The organism is Ectothiorhodospira haloalkaliphila ATCC 51935, from assembly GCF_000633935.1.
Taxonomy (GTDB): domain Bacteria; phylum Pseudomonadota; class Gammaproteobacteria; order Ectothiorhodospirales; family Ectothiorhodospiraceae; genus Ectothiorhodospira; species Ectothiorhodospira haloalkaliphila.
Window position 1 is genome coordinate 272,087 of the sequence record NZ_KK214996.1, and the last position, 24,847, is coordinate 296,933.

Genomic DNA, 24,847 nt, shown 5'->3' on the forward strand with positions numbered 1-24,847 from the left:
ATTCAGGAGAACGCAAGACCATGGCTCAGTTCATACTGCCCATCAAATCCCGGGTGCAGAAGGGCAAGACCTTCAAGGCCGAGGGTGCCTCCAGCACCAACATCAAGCGCTTCGTGATCTATCGCTGGAACCCGGATAACGACGAGAACCCGCGCCTGGACACCTACGAGGTGGATCTGGATGCCTGTGGACCGATGGTTCTGGACGCCATCATCAAGATCAAGGACGAGATCGACCCCACCCTGTCCTTCCGCCGTTCCTGCCGTGAGGGCATCTGCGGCTCCTGTGCCATGAACATCGATGGCACCAACACCCTGGCCTGTACCAAGGCCATTGAGGACATCAAGGGCGATGTGCGCATCTACCCGCTGCCACACATGAACGTGGTCAAGGACCTGATCCCGGACATGACCCACTTCTATGCCCAGTACGCCTCAATCAAACCCTGGATCCGCACTCAGACCCCGCCGCCCCCGGACAAGGAGCGCCTGCAGTCAGTGGAGGATCGGGCCAAGCTGGATGGTCTGTACGAATGCATCCTGTGCGCCTGCTGCTCCACCTCCTGCCCCAGCTACTGGTGGAACGGCGACCGCTACCTGGGCCCGGCCATCCTGCTGCAGGCGCAGCGCTGGATCGTGGATAGCCGCGACGAGGCCACCGGCGAGCGCCTGGACGAACTGGAAGATCCCTTCAAGCTCTATCGCTGCCACACCATCATGAACTGCGCCCGCACCTGCCCCAAGGACCTGAACCCGGGCCAGGCCATTGCGGAGATCAAGAAGAAAATGGTCTTGCGCAAGTGATGCAGGCATGAGCGAACTGTCACGACTGCGCTGGCGCTGCCGGCGCGGCACCAAGGAACTGGACCTGATGCTCGAGGGCTTCGTGCTCAGCCAGGGGAAGAGCCTGTCCAGCGAGGAACTGGCCCTCTTCGAGCAGGTGCTGGACCAGCAGGATGATGATCTGCAGCGCTGGTTGCTGTATGGCGAGCCGGTGGAGGTGGAAGCGATCCGGGGAATGATTCAGCGGGTTCGGGAGCAATTCCTGAACCGCTGAGCTCCCGGGCTTTCCGGGGCCCGGGCATTCGCGGCCAAGGGCCGCTCCCACAAAAAAACGCCCCGTGGGAGCCGGCCTGCCGGCGAATCGCCGCGACAGCAGCGCCGGGCCTGAGAACTCCTTCGCAGCCAGGGCCGCTCCCACAAGGGAGCAAGACCAGACGGTTCAGAAGGTGTTGACCACCTGAGCCACGCCGGGGACGCGGGCACGCACCAGGCGCTCCACCACCTGTTTGAGGTCCAGAGCAGACCGTGGGCAACCCACGCAGGCGCCCTTGAGACGCACCCGTACGATGCGCTCCTCAATGCCCACCAGTTCGATATCGCCACCATCCTGCATGAGGATGCGCCGCGCCTCCTCCACTGCCTGGGCCACCTGCTCAGGCTCCACAGGCCCCTCGGCGGGCAGGACTTCCCGCTCCCGTGCTGCGATGGTCTGGGCGCGATCCAGGCGCAGGGCCAGCTCAGCATCCACCTCTTCGATGGCGTCCAGTTCAGCTTCCGTGTAAACGTGACCGGGATCCGAATGCAGCAAAGCCTCCAGGGGCTTGGGATCATCCGCCATCAACACCCTCCCGCCGGGCCCACCGGCTTGTCAGTCGATTCAATATCACCACCACGCGCCGCCTTGGCGCCACCGCTGACGGACTGGCAACCCCGGCCCTGAGTCGAACCCTGAGTCGTCGAAGGTCGTCTGCATCCACAGCGTCTGCCATCAGCGGCAGACGGTGATAACGGCCCCGCTCACAGCGCATGGACAACAACACCAGCCAGGGAAGCACCACCGTGTCTGGCAGTATGCACACCCGAATCGGCTGATCGCCAGCCTGCCTCATCCACCATTGCCCATCGCCATGACACCCCAGCACCTCGATCGTTCCAGCACGTCCCTGGCGATGCCCGATCCAGGCGCTGAGGATGCTGCCCACCAGAAACAGCACAAGTGCTGCCTTCACAGAACCTGGGGTGCCACTGATGAGCACCGCTCCTGAAGCCGCCGCATACATGGCACCCATCACCATCCTCACCCACAGCGAGCGACCCACAGTCACGCAAAGGGCTTTATTCTCCTGCTTCCTGTCCATGATCAATCATCCCTGTTGACACTCGGAGCCCCCCCGCGCAATGTCCCCATGCGGAGTCCGGCAACCCAGCCATCATGGGGCAGCCGGTTTCGGCCGGCATGAACACCCGCAAGAATGCACTGAGGGGGATGCACCATACCTTATCTTTTTACTGGGCCAACAACCAGTTAAAGTGAATCAGGGTGCAGCATAAGTGGCGATTCTTGTGCATAATGTGCATGCCGGATAGCATCATAAAAACTGCGACTCAGTGGAGCAATCAACGTGCGGTCGTCCAAGGACGCCGCGGGCTAACCGCCGCTGCGGATCCCCGTCTGGGCGCGGGGCCATCGGCGGCCTATTTGCAGGAGATATCTATGTCATCATCAGAGATAGCCGCGAATTTACGCGACTTCATTACACTCGGTGGAAACGTCCTCACCGTGGCCGGGTTTGTTGGCGCTGGTCTACTGGGCTTCTGGTTCGGGCGTCAGCAGGGGGATGCCGGCCGTGTGCTGGAACTGCAGTCCGAGGTGGAAAATCAGCGCCGCAAACTGGAAAGCTACCGATCACAGGTGAACAGGCACTTCGAGAAGACCGCCACCCTGTTCACGGGAATGGCCCGCTCCTACCGCGATCTTTACGAGCACCTGGTGGATAGCTACGACCGCCTGGGCGAGGGCCCGTCACAACAGTTCCTGCCGCGTCGCGCTTCGGCCCTGCTGGAACTGTCCCGCGAGGAACAACGCCGCGCCATCCCTGGCACCGCTCGCGCCACCCAGCCCGAGGCCAAGCCGGCAGCCAAGCCGGAAGCAAAGCCCGAGGCCAAGCCAGCCGCTGCTGCGCAGCCGGCCAAGCCGCAGCCCCAGCCGTCCGCTCAGGCTCAAGCCAAGCCGCCGCAGAAGCCGGCCGCCACAGCCAAGGCAGCGGATCCGCGTGGTGCCACGGCGTTCAAGCCTGAGCAACAGGCCGCCGCCAAGCCCGCGGCTGCCAAACCTGCAGCTGCCAAACCGGCTGCCGCTGCCGCAAGACAGCCGGCCCCCGCCAAGCCCGCAGCGGCCGCCAAGCCTGCTGCTGCGGCTGCCAGACAACCGGCAGCCGCCGCTGCCCGGATGTCCCAGAAGCCTGGTGCGGCTGGCAAGCCTGATCCGCGCGGCGCCACGGCCTTCAAGCCCGAGGCTCAAAAAGCAGCGACCAAGCCGCAACCGGTCCGACCCGCCGCCGCCAAGCCGGCACCCAAGCCTGCTGCTGCCGCACCCAAGCCGGCCGCAGCCCAGGCCAGCCGTCCTGCGCAACGCAGCACCATGACCTTCAGACCAGCCGGCAAACCAGGCACCATTCCTGGCGCCACCGGCGTCCTGAAGGAGCCGGGCCAGCCCGATCGCATCCGCGTGAAGGGCGGCAGAGGCCGCAGAAAGTAATCAGAAAGGTCTGACCGGGCCATTCCGGCCCTTGCAAGCGAGGCCCCGCATTGTCGGGGCCTCGTCTCGTTGAGGGATCGTATCGTTTACGCTGAGGCCGGTTGACGGGAGCGCCATTGCATGGTCAGTTCATCCTTGCCGGTATCAGCGTGCTCATGGCGTTCGAGCACCTCAAAGCCGTGATGGCGCAGGAAGGCCACGGCGCGATCATTGTCGGCGAACACGACAGCTTTCAGGGCCGGCCGACGATCCTTCACGAAATCCAGCAGCCGGCTCCCCAGCCCCACGCCCTGGCAGCAGGTGGCCACCATCACCTCCAGCCGTGAGTCCTGCAACCAGCAAAATCCTCGCAGCTCGCCACTTTGCTCCAGCACCCAGATCTCCGCCCCTTCCGGCGGCACCTCGGGCATCTGCTCCACCTGCTGCTCCCAGAACTCCCTTGGCAGAAACCAGTGCGCCTGGGCAGCGGCTTCCACGCGGATTTGCCTGATGCGGGCAAAGTCGTCTGCGGTTGCTTCACGAATCATGGATGATCTCCCGCGAGATAAGTCCTCGCGATTCTGAACGATGACCTGTGTGACTTGGTCGTAACAGTGTATCGGGGAGTCCGGCACCACTGCCACCCGTCGGCCGACCCACTGGCGGGTCTTCAAGACTGGCGGGTCTTCAAGATATGAGGCTTGGTGGTGGCTTTACCCTGGGGCTCCTTAGTAAGATGACGGCTGTCAATTGAACCCTGTCAACGAGGCATAGACTCCGATGAAACCCGAGTGGAAGGACTTCCTGTTGCAGGCGGGTGCCGAGATGGACGACCAGCGCGTCTCGGATTTTGGCAACCCTGAGCGGGAAATGAGCGTGGCAATCACCGGCGACGTGATCTGTGACCTGTCACATCACGGGCTGATCGGGGCCTATGGTGAAGAAGCCGTTCAGTTCCTGCAGGGCCAGTTCAGCACCAATGTGCCGGATGTGAACGAACATACCAGCCGCCTGGGCGCCTATTGCAGCCCCAAGGGCCGGATGCTGGCCAGCTTCCGTCTGTTCAAGCGCGGTGAAACCTATTACCTGCGCCTGCCACGGGAACAGGTGGAATCCACGCTCAAGCGCCTGTCCATGTTCATCCTGCGCGCCAAGGTCACGCTGGAGGATGCGGGTGACGCCCTGGTGCGTGTCGGGGTGTCCGGCCCGCATGCGGTGGAACAACTCCAGGCAACTCTGGGCAAGGCCCCACCTGAGGCGGTGGATCAGGTGATCCACGAACGGGGGGTCACGGTGCTGAGGGTGCCAGGCCTGCATCCGCGCTTCGAGGTCTATGGGGAACTGGATGCCATGACGCGCCTATGGCAAAACCTGAACGTGCGCTCGGCACCCGTGGGGGCCGACCGCTGGGGGCTGCTGGACGTGATGTCCGGGGTGCCGAATGTATACCCGCAGACCGCTGAGGCATTCCTGCCTCAAATGGCGAACCTGCAGCTTCTGGGAGGTGTCAGTTTCAACAAGGGCTGTTTCCCGGGCCAGGAGGTGGTGGCCCGCACCCAGCACCTGGGCAAACTCAAGCGCCGCATGTACCGACTGCACCTGCCCGTGAACGAGGCTCCGCCCCCGGGAGCCACGCTGCACGACGCCTCCGTGGACGCCACGCAACCGGTGGGACGTATCGTCGAGGCCTACCCCCACCCCGATGGCGGCATCGAGGCCCTGGCGGTGTTACAGGTGGCCAGTGCCGAGGCAGGTGAACCCCACCTGGACTCCACAGACGGCCCCGTCGCCCGGGTCCAGCCCCTGCCCTATTCATTCGATCTGGCTGCGGCCACTTGAGACCGGGTCGGAGTAGACCGTGAGATTCCTCTTCTTTCTGTTCGTCTTCATCCTGCTGCTGCTGTGGGCGGCCTTCTACAGCCGCCCCAACAACCGCAAGATCTCCAATGCGCTTTACGGAACGGCAGCGTTTCTGGCGGTGCTGTTCGTGGCGGGCTATCTACGATTCGTCTGAGGGGCCTCAACGCCCCTTCTTCTTCACATGGCGCATCATGCGCTTGCGCTTGTGCTGCTGGCGGGGCGTGAGGGTGTTGCGCTTGTCCTTGTACGGATTTTCCCCGGTACGGAATTCCATGCGGATGGGTGTGCCCACCAATTGCAGGTGCTGGCGAAAATAGTTGGTCAGATAGCGTTTGTAGCTACCCGGAAGCTGATCCGTCTGATTGCCATGAATGACGATCACCGGCGGGTTACGCCCACCCTGGTGGGCGTAACGCAGCTTGATGCGGCGCCCCCGCACCAGAGGCGGTTGATGTTCGGCGATGGCCCTTTCCAGCAGGCGGGTCAGCAATGAGGTGCTCACGTCTGCACTGGCGGATTCGTGGGCGCGTTGCACTGCCCCGAACAGATCCCCCACACCGCTGCCGTGCAGGGCCGAGATGAAACGCCTCTCGGCAAAATCCAGAAACGGCAGCTTCAGTGATAGCTCCATTCGCACCTGGTCGCGGTCATCCGGCGTCAGCCCATCCCATTTATTGATGGCCAGCACCAGGGAACGACCGGCCTCCATCACCATGCCCAACAGATGAGCATCCTGCTCGGCAATACCCTGACGGGCATCCAGCAGGAAAATCACCACATGCGCAGCCTCCACGGCCTGCAAGGTCTTGACGACGGAAAATTTCTCCACCGCCTCGTGCACCCGGGAGCGACGCCGCACACCGGCGGTGTCGATCAGCGTGTAAATCTGCTCGTCACGCTCGAAGGGCACGTAAACGCTGTCCCGCGTGGTGCCTGGCAGATCCGTGGCCAGCACCCTTTCCTCTCCCAGTATGCGATTGATCAGGGTGGACTTGCCGGCATTGGGGCGGCCGACAAAGGCAATGCGGATACCCGGCCAGCGCTCCTCATCTTCGTCCCGGTCTTCCGCTTCCGGCAGCAGTTCCCTCACCCGATCCATCAGGCGGTTGACACCCCGCCCATGGGCGGCTGCAATGGGCACCGGTGTACCCAGGCCCAGAGAGAAAAAGTCGGTGGCGGCACTGTTGGCATCAATGCCGTCGGTCTTGTTCAGCACCAGCAGCAACTGCTTGTTGAAGCCGCGCAACTCCTCGGCAATGGTCTGATCGGCCGCGCTCAGGCCGTCCCGGGCGTCCACCAGGAACAGCACCACATCGGCCTCCTGGATGGCCTGCAGGGTTTGCCTGGCCATGAGGGTGTCCAGGGTCTCGGCCTCGCCGCTCAGTCCCCCCGTGTCCACCACCATGTAGCCGAATTCACCTACGCGGCCCACACCATATTGGCGATCCCGGGTCAGCCCCGGCATATCGGCCACCAGGGCATCCCGGGAACGGGTGAGTTGATTGAACAGGGTGGATTTACCCACATTGGGACGCCCCACCAGGGCGATGACGGGTTTCATTTCATTCCTCCAATGGCAGGGTGAAGGCGCTCAGGCGCCCTCCCCGGCCCAGGGTATACATCACCCCGTCGCGCACCTGGGGCACGCCCATGATGCCTTGACGATCTCCCCGGGCACGCCCCACCAGGGCGCCATCCTCGGGAGAGATCCAGTGCAGATACCCTTCGTAATCCCCCACCACCACATATTGGTCCAGGATCACGGGCAGGGTGACATTGCGCAGGCGAAGCTGGTCCTGCTGCCACAGGGTGGCACCATTGCGGCGATCCAGAGCCCACACATGACCTTCGCTATCGGTGACGAAGAGCATTTGACCGGCCACCGACACGCCCCGATAGGAGGACAGATCCCGTTGCCAGAGGACGCGCCCATCGGATAGGGAGAGCGCCATGACCTGCCCCTGGTAACCAGCGGCATAGAGCACGCCATCGGCCACGGCCAGTTCACCATCCACATCTGCCATGCGTTCAAGCTCGGAGCGACCACTGGGGGTGGATACGGTGGCCTCCCAGAGGACATTGCCCCGACCCAGGCCCAGCATCAACACCCGACCGTTATCAAAACCGGCCGCCACGCGACCGGAAAGCATCAGCGGCCTTCCGGCGCCCCGCAGGCTCAGTGCAGGCGTGGTTCGCCCCGCCGTCCAGCCGGTTTCGCCGGTGCGGGCGTCCAGGGCATGCAAGCGTCCATCATTGGTGCGAAAGACCACGGCGCCCTGTTCAACCCGGGAAATGCCCTTGACCTCGCTGGTGAGGGTGCGCCGCCACAATTCCTCGCCGGTCTCAAGGCTCAGGGCAATGGCGTGCCCCTTGCCCGTGCCCACCATGATCCGCTCACCTCCACCGCTCACACCGGCGGTCATGCGTTCATTCAGGTTCACCCGCCAGAGGCGATCGCCGTCGTCCAGGGCATGGGCGCTCACACGTCCACGGGCATCAACCACCACCACGGACTCCGGACCCAGGAACGGGGACAGTTGCAGATACTGTCCATCCGATCCGGCCCCGGTATTGCGGGACCAGAGAACTTGTGGCTCCACTTCTGCCTCGAAGTCCGGCAGCGGCGCCGGCGGCTCCGCCGTGTCGCGAGTCCATAGGCCACAACCGGCAAGCAGCGAGACGGCCAGCAGCATGACCAGGGTTTGTTTCCAGGCTTTCATACCGACCATCTCAATGCTCACTGGGCACCTGTTGCATCGGACTCACTCAAATCATCCCGCTTCATGCGCAGATAATCGGCCACGCCCGCGGAGGCGAGAATGGCCCGGTCATAGGCCGCCCTTGCCTCGCTGGTCTCACCCAGCCCCCGATGGGCATCGCCGCGCAGTTCTTCCACGATCGCCAGAAAACCCTCCGGGATGTCCCCTTTCAGGGTATCCAGAGCGTCCTCATAGCGGCCGCCGGCGATAAGCACCCGTGCCAGTCGCGCGTGAGCCAGATGCTTCTGGTCCTCGTGCCGGGTGCGGTCAATCACCCAGCGCAGGTGTTCCTCGGCCCGCTCCAGATCATCCGCCTCAGCCGCCATGCGGGCCAGATCCAGGGCCGCCAGGGTGGCATAGGGCGTGCGCCGGAAGTCATCCATCAGGATCTGGCCCTGCTCCACCGCTGCCTCGGAATTCATCCGCGCCAGGCCCTGCATGGACAGATAGATCTCGGAGGCCTGGATGGACTGGTTCTCCACATAGCCGGTCCACATCCGCCATCCCACAAGGCTGCCGATGCCCAGTATCAGGCCCAGGATGACTGCCGTGCCGTTCTCGCTCCACCATTTCTTGATGGCCTCAATGCGGTCCTCATCGGTGGGTAGTGCCATCAGTCATTCTCCATCGTTCTAGGTTCAGCCGTGGTCAGATCCAGGATCCGGGCCAGATGGTGTGCCAGTTCGCCCATGGCCACGGTATGCTGTTCGGTCTGTCCTTCCCGGAGCGGCTTGACCGTGACCTGGCCCTCGGCCAGCTCGGTCTCGCCCAGGATCAGGGCCAATCGGGCACCGCTGCGATCCGCGCGGCGCATCTGGGCCTTGAAGCCCCCGCCGCCGCAGTTCACCTGCAGACGCAGCCCGGGGACTTGGTCACGCAATTGCTCGGACAGTTCAACCCCGGCCGAGCCCGTGCCTGCCCCGGCCAGCATCAGGTAGGCGTGAGGCACGGGAGCCAGTGGCAGGCCGCCATCGGCTTCCAGCAGACTCAGCAACCGTTCGATACCCATGGCGAAACCCGCTGCCGGGGTATGGCGCCCACCCAGTTGTTCCACCAGGCCATCGTAACGGCCGCCGGCGCAGACGGTACCCTGGGCACCCAGGGCATCGGTGATCCACTCGAATACGGTGCGGCAGTAATAATCCAGCCCCCTCACCAGCCGTGGATTGATGGTGAAGTCCACCCCGGCGGCGCGCAGCAAGTCCTGCAACTGGTCGAAGTGTTCCCGCGACTGATCATCCAGATGGTCCAGCAGGCTCGGGGCACCCTGGATCATCTCCCGCATGTCGGGGTTCTTGCTGTCCAGGATGCGCAACGGATTGGTCTCGAGGCGCTGCCGCGCATCATCGTCGAGCACCTGGCCATGGGCCTTGAAGTAATCCACCAACTGGTTGCGATAGGCGGCGCGCGCCTCGCTGGAACCCAGGGTGTTGATCTCCAGGCGCACATTGCGAAGACCGAGGCGCCGCCACAAGCGGGCGGTCAGGAGGATCAATTCGGCATCGATGTCCGGTCCTTCCATGCCAAAGGCTTCCACACCGATCTGGTGGAACTGCCGATAGCGGCCCTTTTGAGGCCGCTCATGGCGGAACATGGGGCCGGCATACCACAGGCGTTGCTGCTGGTTATGCAGCAGTCCGTTTTCCACGCCAGCGCGCACGCAGCCCGCGGTGCCCTCGGGGCGCAGGGTCAGGCTGTCGCCGTTGCGGTCCTCGAAGGTATACATCTCCTTCTCGACGATATCCGTCACCTCGCCGATGGACCGGGCGAACAGGTCCGTCTGCTCGACGATGGGCATACGGATTTCCTGGTAGCCGTAGCCGCTCAAGGTCTCACGCACCTGAGCCTCGAACCACTGCCAGGCGCCTGTTTGTTCCGGCAGGATGTCGTGCATCCCGCGGATGGATTTGATCTGCCTACTCATTCACTGTCCGAAAACTGGATGGATCAAGAAATTGGGGATGGGTGGGGAACCGGGGCGTTCGGGGGGCTTCAGGAGTCCCCTACGGTGAAGCGGGCGGTGTTGTCGCCACGCACCCGGCCTTCAAGGTCCACGGGCTCGTGATTGTATTCCAGGCGCACGCCCGGTGCGTTGCCCAGAAAGACCCGGATGGGCGTGGCGCCCTCGATACGGCGTTCACTGCCCTGGCGCATGAGGCCCACCAGCAGGCGCCCACCATCGGCACCCGAGATTTCCACCCAGGAGTCTTCCTCGAAGCGCAGTTCCAGCCGCCCCTGTCCGGCTGGCAGGTCCAGCGGTGAGCGCTCCTGCGCATCGGACACTGGCTCCGGGGGCGCCGGCGCAGGTTCGGGGTCAGCGGGAACAGGCGCCTCCTGGGCTTCCGCGGAGGCACGCTGCTCCGGGGATTCAGGCCGGGCATTGGCGGGCTGCGGCGGCGCTTCCGGTAATGAGGGCGACGACGCGATGACCTCCAGCTCATCACCCGGCGCCTCCTGCAGGTTCGATGGCGCGGAGGCCGTCGCATCCGGGGCTTCGGTTTCCTCCAGGGTATTCACATACCAGACCACCGCGGCAAGCACGCCCACCAGAAGCACCGCCCCCAGGACGATCCAGAGCGGGCCCAGGGGCACCTGTCGAGCCGATGCTGGCGCGGTCTTCGGGTTGGCCTGAGCGTGACGTTCGGGCGCCCCCTGGGCAGTCGACCGGGTCACGGCCCGGGGCTTCTCGGCAGACGGTTCAACACCGCCACGAACACTGCTCTCGTAGGCTTCCACCAGGGGTGTCGGGTCAATCTCCAGCACCTTGGCCAGACCACGCAGATACCCACGCACGAAGGGTGGCTCGGGGAGCGCATCGAAATGATCCTCCTCCAGTGCGGCCATGGTTCTGGGGTGGAGCTGCAGGCGGCCACCCAGGTCGTCCCGGGTCATCCCGGCCGCCTCGCGGGCACGCCGCAGCAGTTCACCGGGGCTGGCCTGTTCGTGTGGCTGTGACACCTTGGAGTTGTCCTGCATCTTATCGTCTGCCACGGGCTTCGCGTTCCAGCACTCTTTGGGTTTCTTCGGCATCCGGGAAATCGTTCTTCAGGCGCAGGGCGCACCGTCCCGAGGCATCGCGGTTACCCAGCGCCAGTTCGGCACGATAACAGACCCAGAGGATCTCCGCCGTGGGATCCACCACTTCCATGAGTCGCTGCACGTAGGCACGTGCCTGCAGGTGACGGTCATTCTCGTCCGCCAGGCGCATCATCTCGTACAAGGCGCCGGCATGGTTGGGGTTTTGTTGCAGGGCACGCCGAAAATACTGCTCGGCCAGTTCCTCATCCGGGTACTTGAGAGCGCAGATGCCCGCATTGGTCCAGGCCACTTCCGGCGTGGGATACAGAGGGTCATCGGCCGCCCTGGTGAAAGCCTCCTCGGCCTCTTTGAGACGGTCCTGACGGCACAGGAAGGTACCATAGTTGTTGCGCGCCACGGCGTTGTCGGGCTCCAGTTCCAGAGCCCGGCGGAAATGCCGATCGGCCAGTTCGGGTTCGCGCAGGCGCTCCTGCAGCAACGCATAGGCGGCATGCACCTGGGCAGAACCCGGGTCCTGCTGCAGGGCCCGATCCAGGTTGGATTTGGCCTGCTGGAGCTGATTCTGCCGCATGTAGTGCAGGCCCAGTTCCACATTCACGCCGGCCGCACGGCGCTGCTGGTCACGCACTTCTGGCGCCGTGGCACACCCGGAGAGCACAAGGGTCGCCAGCAGGGCAATGGCCAGGATGGTGCGTGAGGCGATCATGGCGGGGTCACTCCGGAGGCATTCGGCACCCTGGCGTAGCGCAGGGCACGCCGAGTGCGATCTTCCACCCGCCCCACCAACTGGCCACAGGCCGCATCGATGTCATCCCCGCGGGGGCGGCGGGTGATGGTGGTGTAGCCGGCCTGAATAAGGATACCCCGGAAGCGGCTCAGCGCCGCCTCGCTGGAACGGCGGTAGCCAGCGTCCGGAAAGGGATTGAAGGGGATCAGGTTGATCTTGCAGGGCACGTCCCGCAGCAAGCGCACCAGTTCGCGGGCATGTCCGGGCGTGTCGTTCACCCCATCGATCATGACGTATTCCATGGTGATCCGACTGTGGTGGCCGCCCTTGCCCACATAGCGGCGGCAGGCATCCATCAGGGGTCCCAGGGGATACTTGCGGTTGATGGGCACCAATTCGTTACGCAGGGCGTCGTTGGGGGCATGCAGGCTCAGCGCCAGGGCCACGTGCAGGGTCTCGTGCAGGCGGTCCATGGCGGGAATGATGCCCGAGGTACTCACGGTCACCCGACGTCGACTCAGGCCGTAGGCGTTGTCTTCCACCATGAGAGACACGGCGGCCACGACGGGCTCGAAATTGAGCAGGGGCTCACCCATGCCCATGAGTACCACGTTGCTGATCACCCGGCTCTGTCCCTCTTCCGGCTGCAGTCGGCCGCGCGCCACCTGCAACTGGCCGATGATCTCGGCGGAGGTGAGGTTGCGGTTGAAGCCTTGCCGGGCGGTGGAGCAGAAGCTGCAGTCCAGGGCGCAGCCCACCTGGGAGGATACGCAAAGGGTGCCGCGGCCATCCTCGGGGATGAACACGGTCTCGATGCAGTTGCCGTCATCCAGGCGCAGCAGCCATTTGTAGGTGCCATCGGCGGCACACTGTTCCAGGACGATTTCGGGGGTGCGGATTTCGGCCTCGTCGGCCAGCCAGCCACGCACGGCCTTGGAGAGGTCGGTCATGGCGGCAAAATCGGTGCAGTCGCGCTGGTGGATCCACTTGAGCACCTGCACGGCACGAAACGGTTTTTCGCCCCGCTGGGCGAAGAAGTCGGTCAGTTCCTGCCGGGTCATGCCCAGCAGATTGATTTTGGCCTTTTCGGTCATGGCTCGATCCACCGGCATCGGGCCGGGGTTGTGGTCGGGGGCCGGGTCCCGGCCCCCGGGGCCTGCGGCCACCCCAGGGGTACCCGCGGCTTTGACTGCTTGCGTTTCGCTGACTTCAGCGGATGCGCTTGCAGACTTCCTCGGGCTTGAAGAAGTAGGCGATTTCCTGCTTGGCCGTGTCGGCACCGTCGGAGCCGTGCACGGCATTTTCATCGATGCTGACGGCGAAATCGGCGCGGATGGTGCCGGGGGCGGCTTCCTTGGGGTTGGTGGCGCCCATCAGTTCGCGGTTCTTGGCGATGGCGTCTTCACCTTCCAGTGCCTGCACCATGACCGGGCCGCTGATCATGAAGCTGACCAGGTCGTTGAAGAACGGGCGATCCTTGTGCACGGCATAGAAGCCTTCGGCCTGTTCACGGCTGAGTTGCATCATGCGGGCGGCGACGATGGTCAGGCCAGCCTTCTCGAAACGGCTGTAGATCTCGCCAATCACGTTCTTGGCAACGGCATCGGGCTTGATGATGGAAAGGGTTTGTTCAACGGCCATTCGGCAACTCCAGCGATGATATGGAAACACGAAGGCGGCGGGGGCCACGGGGCCTCCGCCGGGAGAGGATGTAGAGAGCGAATATTACCCTGTGGGGGGGTGTTCAGACAATGCGGTTCATGGGTGGGGCTTTCTAGTCTTCCTCTTCCATCCAGGCCAGTTGCACGGCTTCCAGGATGCGTTCGCCGCAGCGATCGGGGTCGTCGTCGAACTCGGGCAGGGCCATGATCCAGTTGCGCAAATCCACGAAGTTCACGTTCCTGGGGTCCACGTCCGGGTGGGCGTCCTGCAGAGCGATGGCGAGGTCCAGGGTGTCGGTCCATTTCAGCGACATGGCAGCATTCCTCCCTTAGTGGTGTTCGGACACCTGATTGAGGGTGTATTTGGGGATTTCCACCACCAGGTCCTTGTCGGCCACCCGTGCCTGGCAGGACAGGCGGGAGTCGGGCTCCAGGCCCCAGGCCTTGTCCAGCAGGTCCTCCTCGTCCTCGGTGGGGTCCTCCAGGGAGTCCATGCCCTCGCGCACGTAGACATGGCAGGTGGTGCAGGCACAGGATTTTTCGCAGGCGTGCTCGATCTCGATGCCATTGGCCAGGGCCGCGTCGCAGATGCTGGTACCGGCCTCGGCCTCGACGGATGCCCCTTCGGGGCAGATCTCCTCATGGGGCAGGAAGATGATGTTGGGCATGTGATGCTCGGCTCCGGGTGGTTTATTCGAATTCTTCGACGCGATGGCCTGACATGGCCTTGCGCACGCTTTGATTCATGCGCTTGGCCACGAAATCCTCACTGGCCTTCTCCAGGCCCTTGATGGCCCTGGCGATCGCCTCGTGGTCATCGCCCTCGCGAGCGGTCACCAATTGTTCGCGCGCTTTGCGGATGTCCTTGAGCTCTTCCTGGCTGAGCAGTTCGCTATCGGCCCCCAGGGCGGAGTCCAGGGCTTCCAGGACACGATCGGCCTCCACCTGCTGTTCGCGCAGGCGCCGCGCCAGCATGTCTTCCTGGGCATGGCTGCGGGAGTCGGTGAGCATGGTCTCGATTTCGTTGTCGGTGAGCCCATAGGAGGGCTTGACCTCAATACTGGACCGGACACCGCTGACCATTTCCCGGGCGTCGACACTGAGCAGGCCGTCGGCATCCACCTGGTAGGTCACCCGTACACGGGCGGCCCCGGCCACCATGGCGGGGATACCGGAGAGGGTGAACCGGGCCAGGGAGCGGTTGTGATCCACCAGGTCCCGCTCACCCTGCACCACATGCAGGGCCATGGCGTTCTGCCCGTCCTTGAAAGTGGTGAATTCCTGGGCACGACTCACGGGGATGGTGGTATTGCGCGGAATGATGTGCTCCACCAGACCGCCCATGGTTTCGATGCCCAGGGACAAGGGGATCACGTCCAGCAGCAGCATGTCGTCACCCGGCTTGTTGCCGGCCAGGATATCTGCCTGCAGGGCGGCACCCACGGCCACCACCTTGTCCGGGTCGATGTCCAGTCGAGGGGTACGGCCAAAGAACTCGCCCACCCGTTCGCGTACCCGCGGCACCCGGGTGGAACCGCCCACCATGACCACGTCCAGTATCTCTTCGGGCTTCACCTTGGCGTCGCGCATGGCGCGGCGGCAGGCGGCCAGGGTCTTGTTGATGAGGGGATCGATGAGGCAGTTCATTTGTTCGCAGGTGATGCAGCCGGACCAGTAGTCGGAATCCGACACCGCCACCTTGAGCCTGGCCTCGTCCCGCTCGGAGAGGGCCTCCTTGACCGCGCAGGCATCCATCATGATCTGACGCATGCGGTGGTGGCCGGTATCACCCTCGATGCCGGCCTCCTGCATCATCCAGCCAGCAATGGCCCTATCGAAATCATCACCACCCAGGGCACTGTCGCCACCGGTGGCCAGCACCTCGAAAACGCCCTTGTTGAGGCGCAGTATGGACACATCGAAGGTGCCGCCACCCAGGTCGAAGACGGCAATCACGCCTTCCTGTCCCTTGTCGAGCCCATAGGCGATGGCGGCGGCGGTGGGTTCGTTGAGCAGGCGGTAAACGTTCAGACCGGCCAGGCGGGCGGCATCCTTGGTGGCCTGACGCTGGGCATCGTCAAAATAAGCAGGCACGGTGATCACTGCCCCTTCCAGGTCGCCACCCAGGGAGGCCTCGGCCCGGGCGCGCAGGGCCTTGAGAATCTCGCCCGAGACTTCCACGGGGGTGACATCACCCTGGCGGGTGCGGATACGTGGTACGCCGCCATCGCCGGGCACGAAGTCGTAAGGAATATGCCCGGCCACGGTCTTGAGGTCACCCACGCCACGCCCCATCAGGCGCTTGACGGAGGAGAGGGTGTTCAGCGGATCCAGGGCCGAGTAGCCACGGGCCTCCTGCCCCACCTGGGGCGGCCCCTGGTCGGGGTAGTGCACCACCGAGGGCATGAGGTGGCGACCCTTTTCGTCGGGCAGGGTCTCGGCCACGCCGTTGCGCACGGTGGCCACCAGGGAGTTTGTGGTCCCCAGGTCGATACCCACCGCCAGTCGATGCTGGTGTGGGTCGGGAGACATACCCGGTTCGGAAATCTGCAATAGCGCCATGGCGATAGAACCCGTGATTGGAGTGCGTCGCGGCCCGGGACCTACGTGGGCTCAGCCCAGCAGTTGGTCTTCAAGCCGCTCGGAGATGCGCGCAACTTCTTCGCGCAGGCGGTCGAAAAAGCGGAGCTTCAGGACTTCCTGCCGGGCGGCCTCCAGGTCGTTGGCTTCAAAGGCGGCCTCGAAGGCGTCCAGCATCTGCGTGTAGCGCGTTTCGATGTCCGAGCTCAGGGCGTCCAGCGCTGCCAGAGGATCGGCGGCCTGGTCCACTTCCTCCAGAGCCTCGCGCAGTTCCATCTGCTCCAGGAGAAACTGAGGGTCATGGGCAGATTCCTTTTCCACGTCCACACCCGCGCCCTTGAGACCGAGCAGGTAACGGGCCCGCAGCCCGTCATCCTTGAGCGTGGCGTAGGCCTCGTTCACATGGGAGGCTCCCTGCACCGCCAGCCGACGAGCCTGGTCGTCCGAGTGGGCAAAACGGTCCGGGTGCAGCGCAGACTGCAACTCGCGATAGGCCGACATCAAGGCCTGCTGATCCACCCGAAACCGCTGAGGAAGACCAAACAGCTCAAAATAATTGCGACTGAAGTCCAGATCCACCTGTGCGCTCCTGTGACGCCCGTCAGACGCCAAAGCTCTCGCCACAACCACAACGGGAGGCCTCGTTGGGATTGTTGAACTTGAAGCCTTCATTCAGACCTTCCCGGGTGTAATCCAGCTCGGTGCCGTCCAGATAGACCAGGCTGCGCGGATTGACGATGAGCTTCACGCCCTTGTCCTCAAATACCGTATCGCCCTCTTCCAGTTCATCGGCAAACTCCATCACATAGGCCATGCCGGAGCATCCGGTGGTCTTCACGCCCAGACGCAGGCCCACACCCTTGCCGCGTTTTTCCATGAAGGTGCGCACCCGCTGGGCGGCGGTATCGGTCAACTGGATGGCCATGCCTGTTCTCCTTCGTTCAATGATCAGTTCAAGGATTTATGCGCTATCTTGCGCGGCATCGGTCGTCTTGCCGCCCTTCTGGCGAAAATCGTCGATGGCGGCCTTGATGGCATCCTCGGCCAGCACCGAGCAATGGATCTTCACCGGCGGCAGGGCCAGTTCCTCGGCGATCTGGGTGTTCTTGATGGCGCCCGCTTCTTCCAGGGTCTTGCCCTTCACCCACTCGGTGAGCAGGCTGGAACTGGCAATCGCCGAGCCACAGCCGTAGGTCTTGAACTTGGCGTCCTCGATCACGCCGGCATCATTCACCTTGATCTGCAGCTTCATCACGTCGCCGCAGGCGGGGGCTCCCACCATGCCGGTACCCACGGAGGTGTCGTTCTTGTCCATTGCCCCGACGTTGCGAGGGTTTTCGTAGTGATCGAGTACTTTGTCGCTATAGGCCATGTGTGCTTACCTCAATGTTCAGATCGGGCGGAAGATCAGTGGGCCACCCATTCCACGGATTTCAGGTCGATCCCCTCCTGGTGCATTTCCCACAGGGGGGACAGGTCGCGCAGTTTTTGCACTGCGGCCCTGACCAGCTCCACGGTGTAATCGACTTCCTCGACGGTGGTGTAGCGGCCAATGGAAAAGCGGATGGAACTGTGGGCCAGTTCGTCATCACGCCCCAGGGCACGCAAGACGTAGGAGGGTTCCAGGCTGGAACTGGTGCAGGCCGAACCGGAGGAGACGGCGATGTCCTTGAGGGCCATGATCAGGCTCTCGCCCTCCACGAAGTTGAAGGAGACGTTCAGATTGCCCGCCACGCGGTGTTCCAGGTCACCGTTGAGATAGACCTCCTCCATGGCGCTCAGGCCGGCCCACAGGCGATCGCGCAACTGGAGCACACGAGTCGCTTCGACATCCATCTGCTCACCGGCGATGCGGAAGGCCTCACCCATGCCCACGATCTGGTGGGTGGCCAGGGTGCCGGAGCGCAGACCACGCTCATGACCACCGCCATGCATCTGGGCCTCCAGACGCACCCGAGGCTTGCGGGACACATAAAGGGCACCCACGCCCTTGGGGCCATAGATCTTGTGGGCGGAAAAGCTTGCCAGGTCCACCGGCAGGGAGGAGAGGTTCAGCGGGATCTTGCCGGCGGACTGGGCGGCATCCACATGGAAGACGATGCCCCGGGCGCGGGTGAGCTGACCAATGGCCTCCAGATCCTGGATGACACCGATCTCGTTGTTCACGTGCATCACGGACACCAGGATCGTGTCTTCCCGCAGGGCAGCCTCAAGCTTGTTCAGATTCAGCAGACCATTGGGCTCAGGATCCAGATAGGTGACCTCGAAACCCTCACGTTCCAGCTGCCTGCAGGGATCGAGCACAGCCTTGTGCTCTGTCTTCAGGGTGACGATATGGCGACCCTTCTTCTGGTAGAAGTGCGCAGCCCCCTTGATGGCCAGGTTGTCAGCCTCCGTGGCACCGCTGGTCCAGATGATCTCACGGGGGTCGGCACCCACCAGGGCGGCCACCTGCTCGCGGGCGGTCTCCACGGCCTTCTCTGCCGTCCACCCGAAGCTGTGGGAACGGGAGGCGGGGTTACCGTAGCAACCGGAGCGGGTCATGAATCCGACCATCTTTTCGGCCACGCGCTCATCCACCGGCGTGGTGGCCGAGTAATCCAGATAGATGGGTAGTTGGATATTGCTCACTGCTCTCTCCTTACAAACGATCCCATAGGCGGCCTGAAAACCAGCCCTATTCCACCGATTCCGACGCGGCGCTCACCGGAGCAGCCGATGCGCGGGGCATGCTCACGGGCTGGCCACCCATGGCCTTGTCCTGGCGTGCGGCCACCTCCTGCACACCGTTGCGTTTCATCACATCGCCCAGGGTGATGTTGGCGAGAAAATCATAGATCTGACTGCTCAGGTCGGACCACAGGTCGTGGGTGAGACAGCGTTCGTTGTTCTGGCAATCCACCGTGCCACCACAACGGGTGGTGTCCACCTTTTCGTCCACCGCCGAGATCACATCGGCAATGGCCAGCTCACTGGGGGGGCGGCTCAGGGTGTAACCTCCGCCAGGGCCCCGGGTGCTGAGCACCAGGCCGCGCTTGCGCAGTCGGGCGAACAGTTGTTCCAGGTACGACAGTGAGATACCCTGTCGTCCGGAGATATCCGCAAGGGATATCGGTCCCTGGTCGTTATGTAGCGCCAGGTCCAGCATGGCGGTGACGGCGTAGCGCCCCTTGGTTGTCAGTCTCATTGCCCTCTCTCCCGTATGATCCGTCCGGGTATACTAGCTATACCCTATCTTTTTAGTCAAGTATTATTCCGCCGATTGACCACGCTGGTTTCAGCGTTGCCATCTTCCGTGTCCAGGGCCAGCCCGCCCAGCTCCCCGGGTTCGATCTCGCGGATATGGGAATCGTCCACATCACCCCCCATCTCCTTGAGGGCGTGACAGGTCTCATCCAGACGGTGATCCAGGGTGTGCAGGTGATCGAGAATGCGGTTGATGGCCACGGCCACCGGGTCGGGCATGTCGTCGGTCATGCCGTAAGCGTCGAACCCCATCTTCTGAGCCATGACCTCGCGGCGTTTCTGGTCGTCGGAGCGGGGTGTGATGATACGACCGGGAATGCCCACCACGGTGGCGCCGGGCGGTATCTTCTTGAGCACCACGGCATTGGACCCGATGCGGGCCCCCTCGCCTATCCGTATGGGCCCGAGTATCTTGGCGCCCGCCCCCACCACCACATTGTCTTCAAGCTGCGGGTGACGCTTGCCCTTGTGCCAGGTGGTGCCACCCAGGGTCACGCCATGATACAGCGTGCAGTCGTCACCAATCTCGGCGGTCTCGCCGATGACCACGCCCATGCCATGGTCGATGAAAAAGCGCCGACCGATGGTGGCCCCCGGGTGGATCTCCACGCCGGTCAGCCATCGCCCGAAATAGGCCAGGAAACGGGCCGGCCAGCGCACACCGCGACTCCAGAGGCAATGGCTTATCCGATGGATCAGCAGGGCGTGCACACCCGGGTAGGTGGTGAGCACCTCAAAGGTGTTACGCGCCGCCGGGTCGCGTTCAAAGACGCAGCGGACATCCTCTCGCAGACGCTGAAGCATAGGCTCCCTGGTACCCGAGTTCCTCAGTGTGGAAAGCGCATTGTACTACTTCACGGAAAGTGGATCGAAACCGGTTGAACGGCTGGCTCTTGAGCGGTCAAGGCGCCGGGTCCTTGCGGCCCTTGGCCGCATGGGCAAGGATGCCACGCAGGATATTCACCTCGTTGATGGTGAGGCGAACACGACCAAACAGACGGCGCAAGCGACGCATCAGATGCCGAGGATTGTCCGGGTCCAGGAAGTCCAGCACCCGCAGGGTGTCCTCCAGGTGGGCGTAGAAGCGCTCCACGTCCTCATGGGGCGCCGGCAATTCACCGCCGGACTCCGCCGCCGAAGCCTGGGCGGCCCGACCTTCCAGGGCGGTCATGCGTAGCTCATAGCTGAGCACCTGCGCCGCTGCCGCCAGATTCAGGGAACTGTATTCGGGATTGGCGGGGATGTTCACCAGGGCATGACAACGGTCCAGTTCCTCGTTGGTCAGGCCAGTGCGTTCGCGACCAAACAGCAATGCCACGGGGCCGGATCGGGCTGCGGCAAGCAGTTCGGCGGCCGCCTGCCTGGGCTCGTGCTGGGGCCACCGCAAGGTGCGCTGCCGGGCGCTGGTCCCCAGCACCAGTTGACAGCCCACCAGCGCCGCATCCAGATCCTCATGCACCCGGGCCCTGGCCAGCAGATCATCCGCCCCGGAGGCCCGGGCAGTGGCCTCGGCACTTGGGTAGCCCTGAGGGTTCACCAGATGCAGATCACTCAGCCCCATGTTCTTCATGGCCCGGGCCACGCCACCCACATTACCCGGGTGTGTGGTGTTCACCAGAACGATGCGTACCTGGTTCAGGATGTTTGTGTCTTGGGTTGCTTCAATTGTCATCGCGGGTTGTGTATGGTTCGCCATCTTCCCGTACCCTTCGCGGATACGACGTCGTTTCCTTCAAAATCAGTCGGACACCCTCGCCATGCATCCGTTTTTGAACACCGCCATCAAGGCCGCCCGCGCCGCAGGTCAGGTCATCGCCCGCAGTGCCAATCGGGTGGATACCCTCAAGATCCAGGACAAGCAGCCCAATGATTTTGTCACGGAAGTGGATCGCAACGCCGAGCGGGAGATCATCCGCGTCATTCAGCGGGCCTACCCGGACCACGGCATCATGGCCGAGGAAAGCGGTGAGCATGATATCAACCGGGAATTCATCTGGGTGATCGACCCCCTGGACGGTACCACGAATTTCATCCATGGCATCCCCCAGTTTGCCGTTTCCATCGCCCTGAAACAGCGCGGGCGCCTGGAGCAGGCGGTGGTGTACGACCCCATCAAGGAGGAACTGTTCGTGGCCACCCGAGGTGCCGGCGCCTTCCTGAATAATCGTCGCATCCGCGTGAGTCAGCACAAGGATCTCTCTGGCACCCTGCTGGGCACAGGCATTCCCTTCCGAGAGGATCAGGACCTGGACTACTACCTGCGGACCCTCAAGGCCCTGCTGCCCGGCACGGCCGGTGTACGCCGCCCCGGCTCCGCCGCCCTGGACCTGGCCTACGTGGCCTGCGGTCGCCTGGATGGTTTCTGGGAGATTGGCCTGAATGAATGGGACATGGCCGCGGGTGTGCTGCTGATTCAGGAGGCCGGCGGCCTGGTGGGCGACCTGCGCGGCGGCCCGGAGTACCTGACGACGGGCAATGTGGTCGCCGCCGGTCCGAAGGTGTTCAAGGCCATGCTGCAGCGCTTGCACCCGGTGGTGAACCGGGAGGGGTGAAGCCAGTCCGAGCCCCTCTCCCGCTGGCGGGAGAGGGGTTGGGGTGAGGGTGGAGGGCTGCGAGCAGGAAGCCCAAACGGCGCCTTACGGCTGCTCCTCCAGCTCTTCCCCTTCCTTCTTCACCGGCAGCATCACCGTGCGGTCCACACCCAGCACCAGGGCCAGGGCCGCCGCCACATAGATCGAGGAATAGGTCCCCACCAGCACACCGATGATCAATGCCAAGGCGAAGTTCTGGATCACCGCACCACCCAGCAGGAACAGGCAGAACAGCACCAGCAACGTGGTGAAACTGGTGATGATGGTCCGCGACAGGATCTGGTTCACCGACTTGTTCATGACCTTCTCCACGGCATCCTTGCGCAGCCGACGGAAGTTCTCCCGGATACGGTCGTACACCACGATGGTGTCATTCAGGGAATAACCGATCACTGCCAGTATGGCTGCCAGCACCGAGAGGTCGAACTCCAGCCAGAACAGCGAGAAGATCCCCAGCGTGATGGTGACGTCGTGAACCAGGGCCGCGACCGAGCCGAGGGAAAACCGCCACTCAAAGCGCAGGGCCACATAAATCAGGATACCGAACAGGGCATAGAGCATGGCCAGACCGCCCTGCTCGCGCAATTCATCCCCCACCTGCGGGCCCACGAACTCCACCCGGCGTAGATCCACCCCCTCGGGCCCACCACTGCGCAGAACCTGCAGCACTTCCTCGGACAGCTCAGCGCTCTCCTCTCCCTCCCGGGGCGCCAGACGGATCAGCACATCCCGGGAGGTGCCAAAGTTCTGCACCGTGGCCCGATCAAAACCGCCCATCTCAAGCTGGTCGCGAATCTCCTCCAGCTCGACGGGCTCCGGATAGCCCACCTCTATCAGGGTGCCACCGGTAAAGTCGATACCAAAGTTCAGCCCGCGAAACACCAGCAGCAGGATGGAGGCCACCAGCAGGACGGCTGAAACGCTCAGGGCGATGCGTCGCTGGCCCAGGAAATCGATATTGGCGTTGGCGAAATTAAGCTTCATCATTTTGCCGCCTTCAAATGGAGAGCGTCTTGAGGCGACGCTGACGACCATAAGTCAGATTGATAATGGCGCGAGTCACCATCAGGGCCGTGAACATGGACACCAGGATGCCGATGGACAGGGTGATGGCGAAGCCCTTGATGGGGCCAGTACCGAACATGAACAGCACCACCGCCGCAATCAGGGTCGTGATGTTGGCGTCGGCAATGGTGGAAAGCGCCCGCGCATAACCCGCCTGTATGGAAGCCTGGGGTGAGTTGCCATTCCTGATTTCTTCGCGTATTCGCTCGAAGATCAGCACGTTGGCATCCACCGCCATGCCCACGGTGAGCACGATACCGGCGATCCCCGGCAGCGTGAGCGTGGCCTGCAGCATGGAGAGTATCGCCACGATCAGGACCAGATTCAGGGTGAGCGCCACATTGGCCACCAGACCAAAGGCCCGGTAGTAAAGCGCCATGAAGACCAGCACCAGCGCAAAGCCGATGATCACCGAGTTGAAGCCGCGCTCGATGTTGTCCTGACCCAGGCTGGGGCCGACGGTGCGTTCCTCGACAATGCTCATGGGTGCGGCCAGGGCACCGGCACGCAGCAGCAGGGCCAGGTTGCGGGCTTCGCGGGTGCTATCCAGACCCGTGATCTGGAAGCGGCGGCCCAACTGGTCCTGGATGCGGGCCACGTTGATGACCTCCTCCGAGCGAGTGGTCTGGCGGACCATTTCACCGTCTTCCTCCACCGTTTCGGTGGTGGTCTCGATGAAGACCACGCCCATGAGGCGACCGATATTCTCGCCGGTCACCCGACTGAAGATGCGTGCGCCCTGGCCGTCCAGATTAATGAATACCGCCGCGCCGCCGGTGTCCTGAGCAATGCCGGAACTGGCGTCGTTGATGAAGTCCCCGGTGAGCATCACCCGGCGCTGCAGCAGCACCGGATTGCCGTCACGTTCGTAATAGAGTCGGGAGTTGGCGGGCACGCGGCCGGTGCGCTCGGCCTCGAAGGGATCGTTGGCCTCATCCACCAGGCGAAACTCCAGTGTGGCCGTGGCCCCCAGGATCTCCTTGGCGCGGGCGGTGTCCTGCACGCCCGGCAACTGGACGACGATGCGATTCTCGCCCTGTTGCTGGATCACGGGCTCGGCCACACCCAGTTCATCCACCCGGTTACGCAGTGTGGTGATGTTCTGTTGCAGGGCCAGGCGACGCTGGGCATCCAGCTGATCGCTGCTGATGTTGGCCGTCAGGATATGCGTGTCACCGGACTGGCGCGTACTGAAATCCAGGTCACCGCGATACTCACGCCGCAGCAGATCACGTGCCTCGTCCCGACTGGCCTGATCCTCGAAACGCACCTCCACGGAGCTGCCATCCCGCTCCACTGCCAGATACCGGATGCGCTCGTCACGCAGTACAGTGCGGAACTCGCTGGTATAACGCTCGGCCACGTTGTCACCGACGGCATCCATGTCCACTTCCATCAGGAAGTGGACACCACCGCGCAGGTCCAGCCCCAGCGACATGGGCCGGGCATTGATGGCCCGCAGCCAGTTGGGCGTGGCCGGGGCCAGGTTCAGTCCCACGGAATGCTGATCAGGCAGGGCGGTGCGCAGGATGTCTGCGGCACGCATCTGATCATCCGTGGAATCGAACCGCAGCATCATCTGGCTGCCGTCGAACTCCTCGGCCTTGATGTCGACGCCCCGCCCTTCCAGGATCGCCCGGATCTGCATCCGGGTATCCTCATCCACCTCGTCCGTGACGGAGTGGGCGATCTGCACCACCGGATCCTCGGGAAACAGGTTGGGCAACGAGTAGACCAGGCCCACCAGGATCACGACCACGATGAGCAGGTACTTCCAGGAAGGATAAGCGTTCATGACAA

General features: G+C 63.4%; 27 protein-coding genes and 1 pseudogene. 6 read left to right on the plus strand and 22 right to left on the minus strand.

The features are described from left to right. Window positions 1-20: 20 nt before the first annotated feature. Window positions 21-803, plus strand: coding sequence for a succinate dehydrogenase iron-sulfur subunit (locus ECTHA_RS0103070; RefSeq protein ID WP_025282014.1), 783 nt, complete (start codon window positions 21-23; stop codon window positions 801-803). A 7-nt stretch (window positions 804-810) separates the two neighbouring features. Further along, window positions 811-1,056, plus strand: a complete 246-nt coding sequence (locus ECTHA_RS0103075) for an FAD assembly factor SdhE (protein WP_025282015.1) — start codon at window positions 811-813, stop codon at window positions 1,054-1,056. A gap of 165 nt (window positions 1,057-1,221) precedes the next feature. Here the strand turns inward: ECTHA_RS0103075 and ECTHA_RS19295 are convergent. Continuing rightward, window positions 1,222-2,062: pseudogene (locus ECTHA_RS19295) on the minus strand (protein YgfX). Between the two features lie 434 nt (window positions 2,063-2,496). On the opposite strand from ECTHA_RS19295, the gene ECTHA_RS18860 reads away from it, so the two are divergent. Continuing rightward, window positions 2,497-3,540, plus strand: a complete 1,044-nt coding sequence (locus ECTHA_RS18860; protein WP_158407557.1) for a Z-ring associated ZapG family protein — start codon at window positions 2,497-2,499, stop codon at window positions 3,538-3,540. A gap of 86 nt (window positions 3,541-3,626) precedes the next feature. On the opposite strand, the gene ECTHA_RS16935 is transcribed toward ECTHA_RS18860, so the two are convergent. Further along, on the minus strand, window positions 3,627-4,067 hold the full coding sequence (locus ECTHA_RS16935) for a GNAT family N-acetyltransferase (protein WP_025282018.1): 441 nt from the start codon (window positions 4,065-4,067) through the stop codon (window positions 3,627-3,629). A 232-nt stretch (window positions 4,068-4,299) separates the two neighbouring features. On the opposite strand from ECTHA_RS16935, the gene ygfZ reads away from it, so the two are divergent. Both ygfZ and ECTHA_RS20010 read left to right on the plus strand, forming a co-directional pair. After that, window positions 4,300-5,358 (plus strand): CAF17-like 4Fe-4S cluster assembly/insertion protein YgfZ, encoded by a 1,059-nt coding sequence (ygfZ, locus tag ECTHA_RS0103100; protein WP_025282019.1) that lies wholly within the window; start codon window positions 4,300-4,302, stop codon window positions 5,356-5,358. 19 nt (window positions 5,359-5,377) lie between these two features. Beyond that, the gene (locus tag ECTHA_RS20010; protein ID WP_169738270.1) at window positions 5,378-5,533 is read left to right on the plus strand and encodes a hypothetical protein; all 156 of its coding nucleotides are present in this window, start codon (window positions 5,378-5,380) and stop codon (window positions 5,531-5,533) included. A gap of 6 nt (window positions 5,534-5,539) precedes the next feature. On the opposite strand, the gene der is transcribed toward ECTHA_RS20010, so the two are convergent. The 18 genes from der to trmJ form a co-directional block, all read right to left on the minus strand. After that, entirely contained in the window at window positions 5,540-6,940 is a 1,401-nt protein-coding gene (gene der, locus ECTHA_RS0103110) for a ribosome biogenesis GTPase Der (protein ID WP_026623495.1), read from the minus strand. A gap of 1 nt (window position 6,941) precedes the next feature. Then, window positions 6,942-8,099, minus strand: coding sequence for an outer membrane protein assembly factor BamB (bamB, locus tag ECTHA_RS0103115; protein WP_026623496.1), 1,158 nt, complete (start codon window positions 8,097-8,099; stop codon window positions 6,942-6,944). A gap of 17 nt (window positions 8,100-8,116) precedes the next feature. Next, complete coding sequence (locus ECTHA_RS0103120) at window positions 8,117-8,752, minus strand: YfgM family protein (protein ID WP_025282022.1); 636 nt, start codon at window positions 8,750-8,752, stop codon at window positions 8,117-8,119. Continuing rightward, window positions 8,752-10,062 (minus strand): histidine--tRNA ligase, encoded by a 1,311-nt coding sequence (hisS, locus tag ECTHA_RS0103125; RefSeq protein WP_025282023.1) that lies wholly within the window; start codon window positions 10,060-10,062, stop codon window positions 8,752-8,754. The genes ECTHA_RS0103120 and hisS overlap by 1 nt, the downstream gene beginning before the upstream one ends. 68 nt (window positions 10,063-10,130) lie before the next feature. Further along, complete coding sequence (locus ECTHA_RS0103130; RefSeq protein ID WP_025282024.1) at window positions 10,131-11,129, minus strand: helix-turn-helix domain-containing protein; 999 nt, start codon at window positions 11,127-11,129, stop codon at window positions 10,131-10,133. Further along, window positions 11,116-11,883, minus strand: a complete 768-nt coding sequence (gene pilW / locus ECTHA_RS0103135) for a type IV pilus biogenesis/stability protein PilW (protein WP_025282025.1) — start codon at window positions 11,881-11,883, stop codon at window positions 11,116-11,118. Before pilW ends, ECTHA_RS0103130 begins: the two co-directional genes overlap by 14 nt. Beyond that, a complete protein-coding gene (gene rlmN / locus ECTHA_RS0103140; protein ID WP_025282026.1) occupies window positions 11,880-12,998 on the minus strand; it encodes a dual-specificity RNA methyltransferase RlmN in 1,119 nt (372 codons plus the stop codon). The genes pilW and rlmN overlap by 4 nt, the downstream gene beginning before the upstream one ends. Before the next feature lie 115 nt (window positions 12,999-13,113). Then, the gene (ndk, locus tag ECTHA_RS0103145) at window positions 13,114-13,545 is read right to left on the minus strand and encodes a nucleoside-diphosphate kinase (RefSeq protein ID WP_025282027.1); all 432 of its coding nucleotides are present in this window, start codon (window positions 13,543-13,545) and stop codon (window positions 13,114-13,116) included. A gap of 133 nt (window positions 13,546-13,678) precedes the next feature. Then, window positions 13,679-13,873: a Fe-S cluster assembly protein IscX gene (iscX, locus tag ECTHA_RS0103150; RefSeq protein ID WP_025282028.1), complete on the minus strand. Its 195-nt coding sequence runs from the start codon at window positions 13,871-13,873 to the stop codon at window positions 13,679-13,681. A 21-nt stretch (window positions 13,874-13,894) separates the two neighbouring features. After that, a complete protein-coding gene (gene fdx / locus ECTHA_RS0103155; RefSeq protein WP_025282029.1) occupies window positions 13,895-14,233 on the minus strand; it encodes an ISC system 2Fe-2S type ferredoxin in 339 nt (112 codons plus the stop codon). Between the two features lie 22 nt (window positions 14,234-14,255). After that, window positions 14,256-16,127 (minus strand): Fe-S protein assembly chaperone HscA, encoded by a 1,872-nt coding sequence (gene hscA / locus ECTHA_RS0103160; protein WP_025282030.1) that lies wholly within the window; start codon window positions 16,125-16,127, stop codon window positions 14,256-14,258. Between the two features lie 51 nt (window positions 16,128-16,178). Continuing rightward, window positions 16,179-16,724, minus strand: a complete 546-nt coding sequence (gene hscB / locus ECTHA_RS0103165; RefSeq protein ID WP_035369086.1) for a Fe-S protein assembly co-chaperone HscB — start codon at window positions 16,722-16,724, stop codon at window positions 16,179-16,181. A gap of 22 nt (window positions 16,725-16,746) precedes the next feature. Further along, window positions 16,747-17,070 (minus strand): iron-sulfur cluster assembly protein IscA, encoded by a 324-nt coding sequence (iscA, locus tag ECTHA_RS0103170; RefSeq protein WP_025282032.1) that lies wholly within the window; start codon window positions 17,068-17,070, stop codon window positions 16,747-16,749. A 36-nt stretch (window positions 17,071-17,106) separates the two neighbouring features. Then, the gene (gene iscU / locus ECTHA_RS0103175; protein ID WP_025282033.1) at window positions 17,107-17,517 is read right to left on the minus strand and encodes a Fe-S cluster assembly scaffold IscU; all 411 of its coding nucleotides are present in this window, start codon (window positions 17,515-17,517) and stop codon (window positions 17,107-17,109) included. Window positions 17,518-17,552: 35 nt separating this feature from the next. Continuing rightward, entirely contained in the window at window positions 17,553-18,776 is a 1,224-nt protein-coding gene (locus tag ECTHA_RS0103180) for an IscS subfamily cysteine desulfurase (RefSeq protein ID WP_025282034.1), read from the minus strand. Window positions 18,777-18,822: 46 nt separating this feature from the next. After that, a complete protein-coding gene (locus ECTHA_RS0103185; RefSeq protein ID WP_025282035.1) occupies window positions 18,823-19,332 on the minus strand; it encodes a Fe-S cluster assembly transcription factor in 510 nt (169 codons plus the stop codon). A gap of 56 nt (window positions 19,333-19,388) precedes the next feature. Next, window positions 19,389-20,195 (minus strand): serine O-acetyltransferase, encoded by an 807-nt coding sequence (cysE, locus tag ECTHA_RS0103190; protein WP_025282036.1) that lies wholly within the window; start codon window positions 20,193-20,195, stop codon window positions 19,389-19,391. Between the two features lie 97 nt (window positions 20,196-20,292). Then, a complete protein-coding gene (trmJ, locus tag ECTHA_RS0103195) occupies window positions 20,293-21,063 on the minus strand; it encodes a tRNA (cytosine(32)/uridine(32)-2'-O)-methyltransferase TrmJ (protein ID WP_084306678.1) in 771 nt (256 codons plus the stop codon). An 85-nt stretch (window positions 21,064-21,148) separates the two neighbouring features. Between trmJ and ECTHA_RS0103200 the strand changes: the two genes are divergently transcribed. Continuing rightward, on the plus strand, window positions 21,149-21,943 hold the full coding sequence (locus ECTHA_RS0103200) for an inositol monophosphatase family protein (protein WP_025282038.1): 795 nt from the start codon (window positions 21,149-21,151) through the stop codon (window positions 21,941-21,943). Window positions 21,944-22,027: 84 nt separating this feature from the next. On the opposite strand, the gene secF is transcribed toward ECTHA_RS0103200, so the two are convergent. After that, a complete protein-coding gene (secF, locus tag ECTHA_RS0103205; protein ID WP_025282039.1) occupies window positions 22,028-22,966 on the minus strand; it encodes a protein translocase subunit SecF in 939 nt (312 codons plus the stop codon). A 13-nt stretch (window positions 22,967-22,979) separates the two neighbouring features. Further along, window positions 22,980-24,842, minus strand: coding sequence for a protein translocase subunit SecD (gene secD, locus ECTHA_RS0103210; RefSeq protein WP_025282040.1), 1,863 nt, complete (start codon window positions 24,840-24,842; stop codon window positions 22,980-22,982). Window positions 24,843-24,847: the final 5 nt, after the last annotated feature.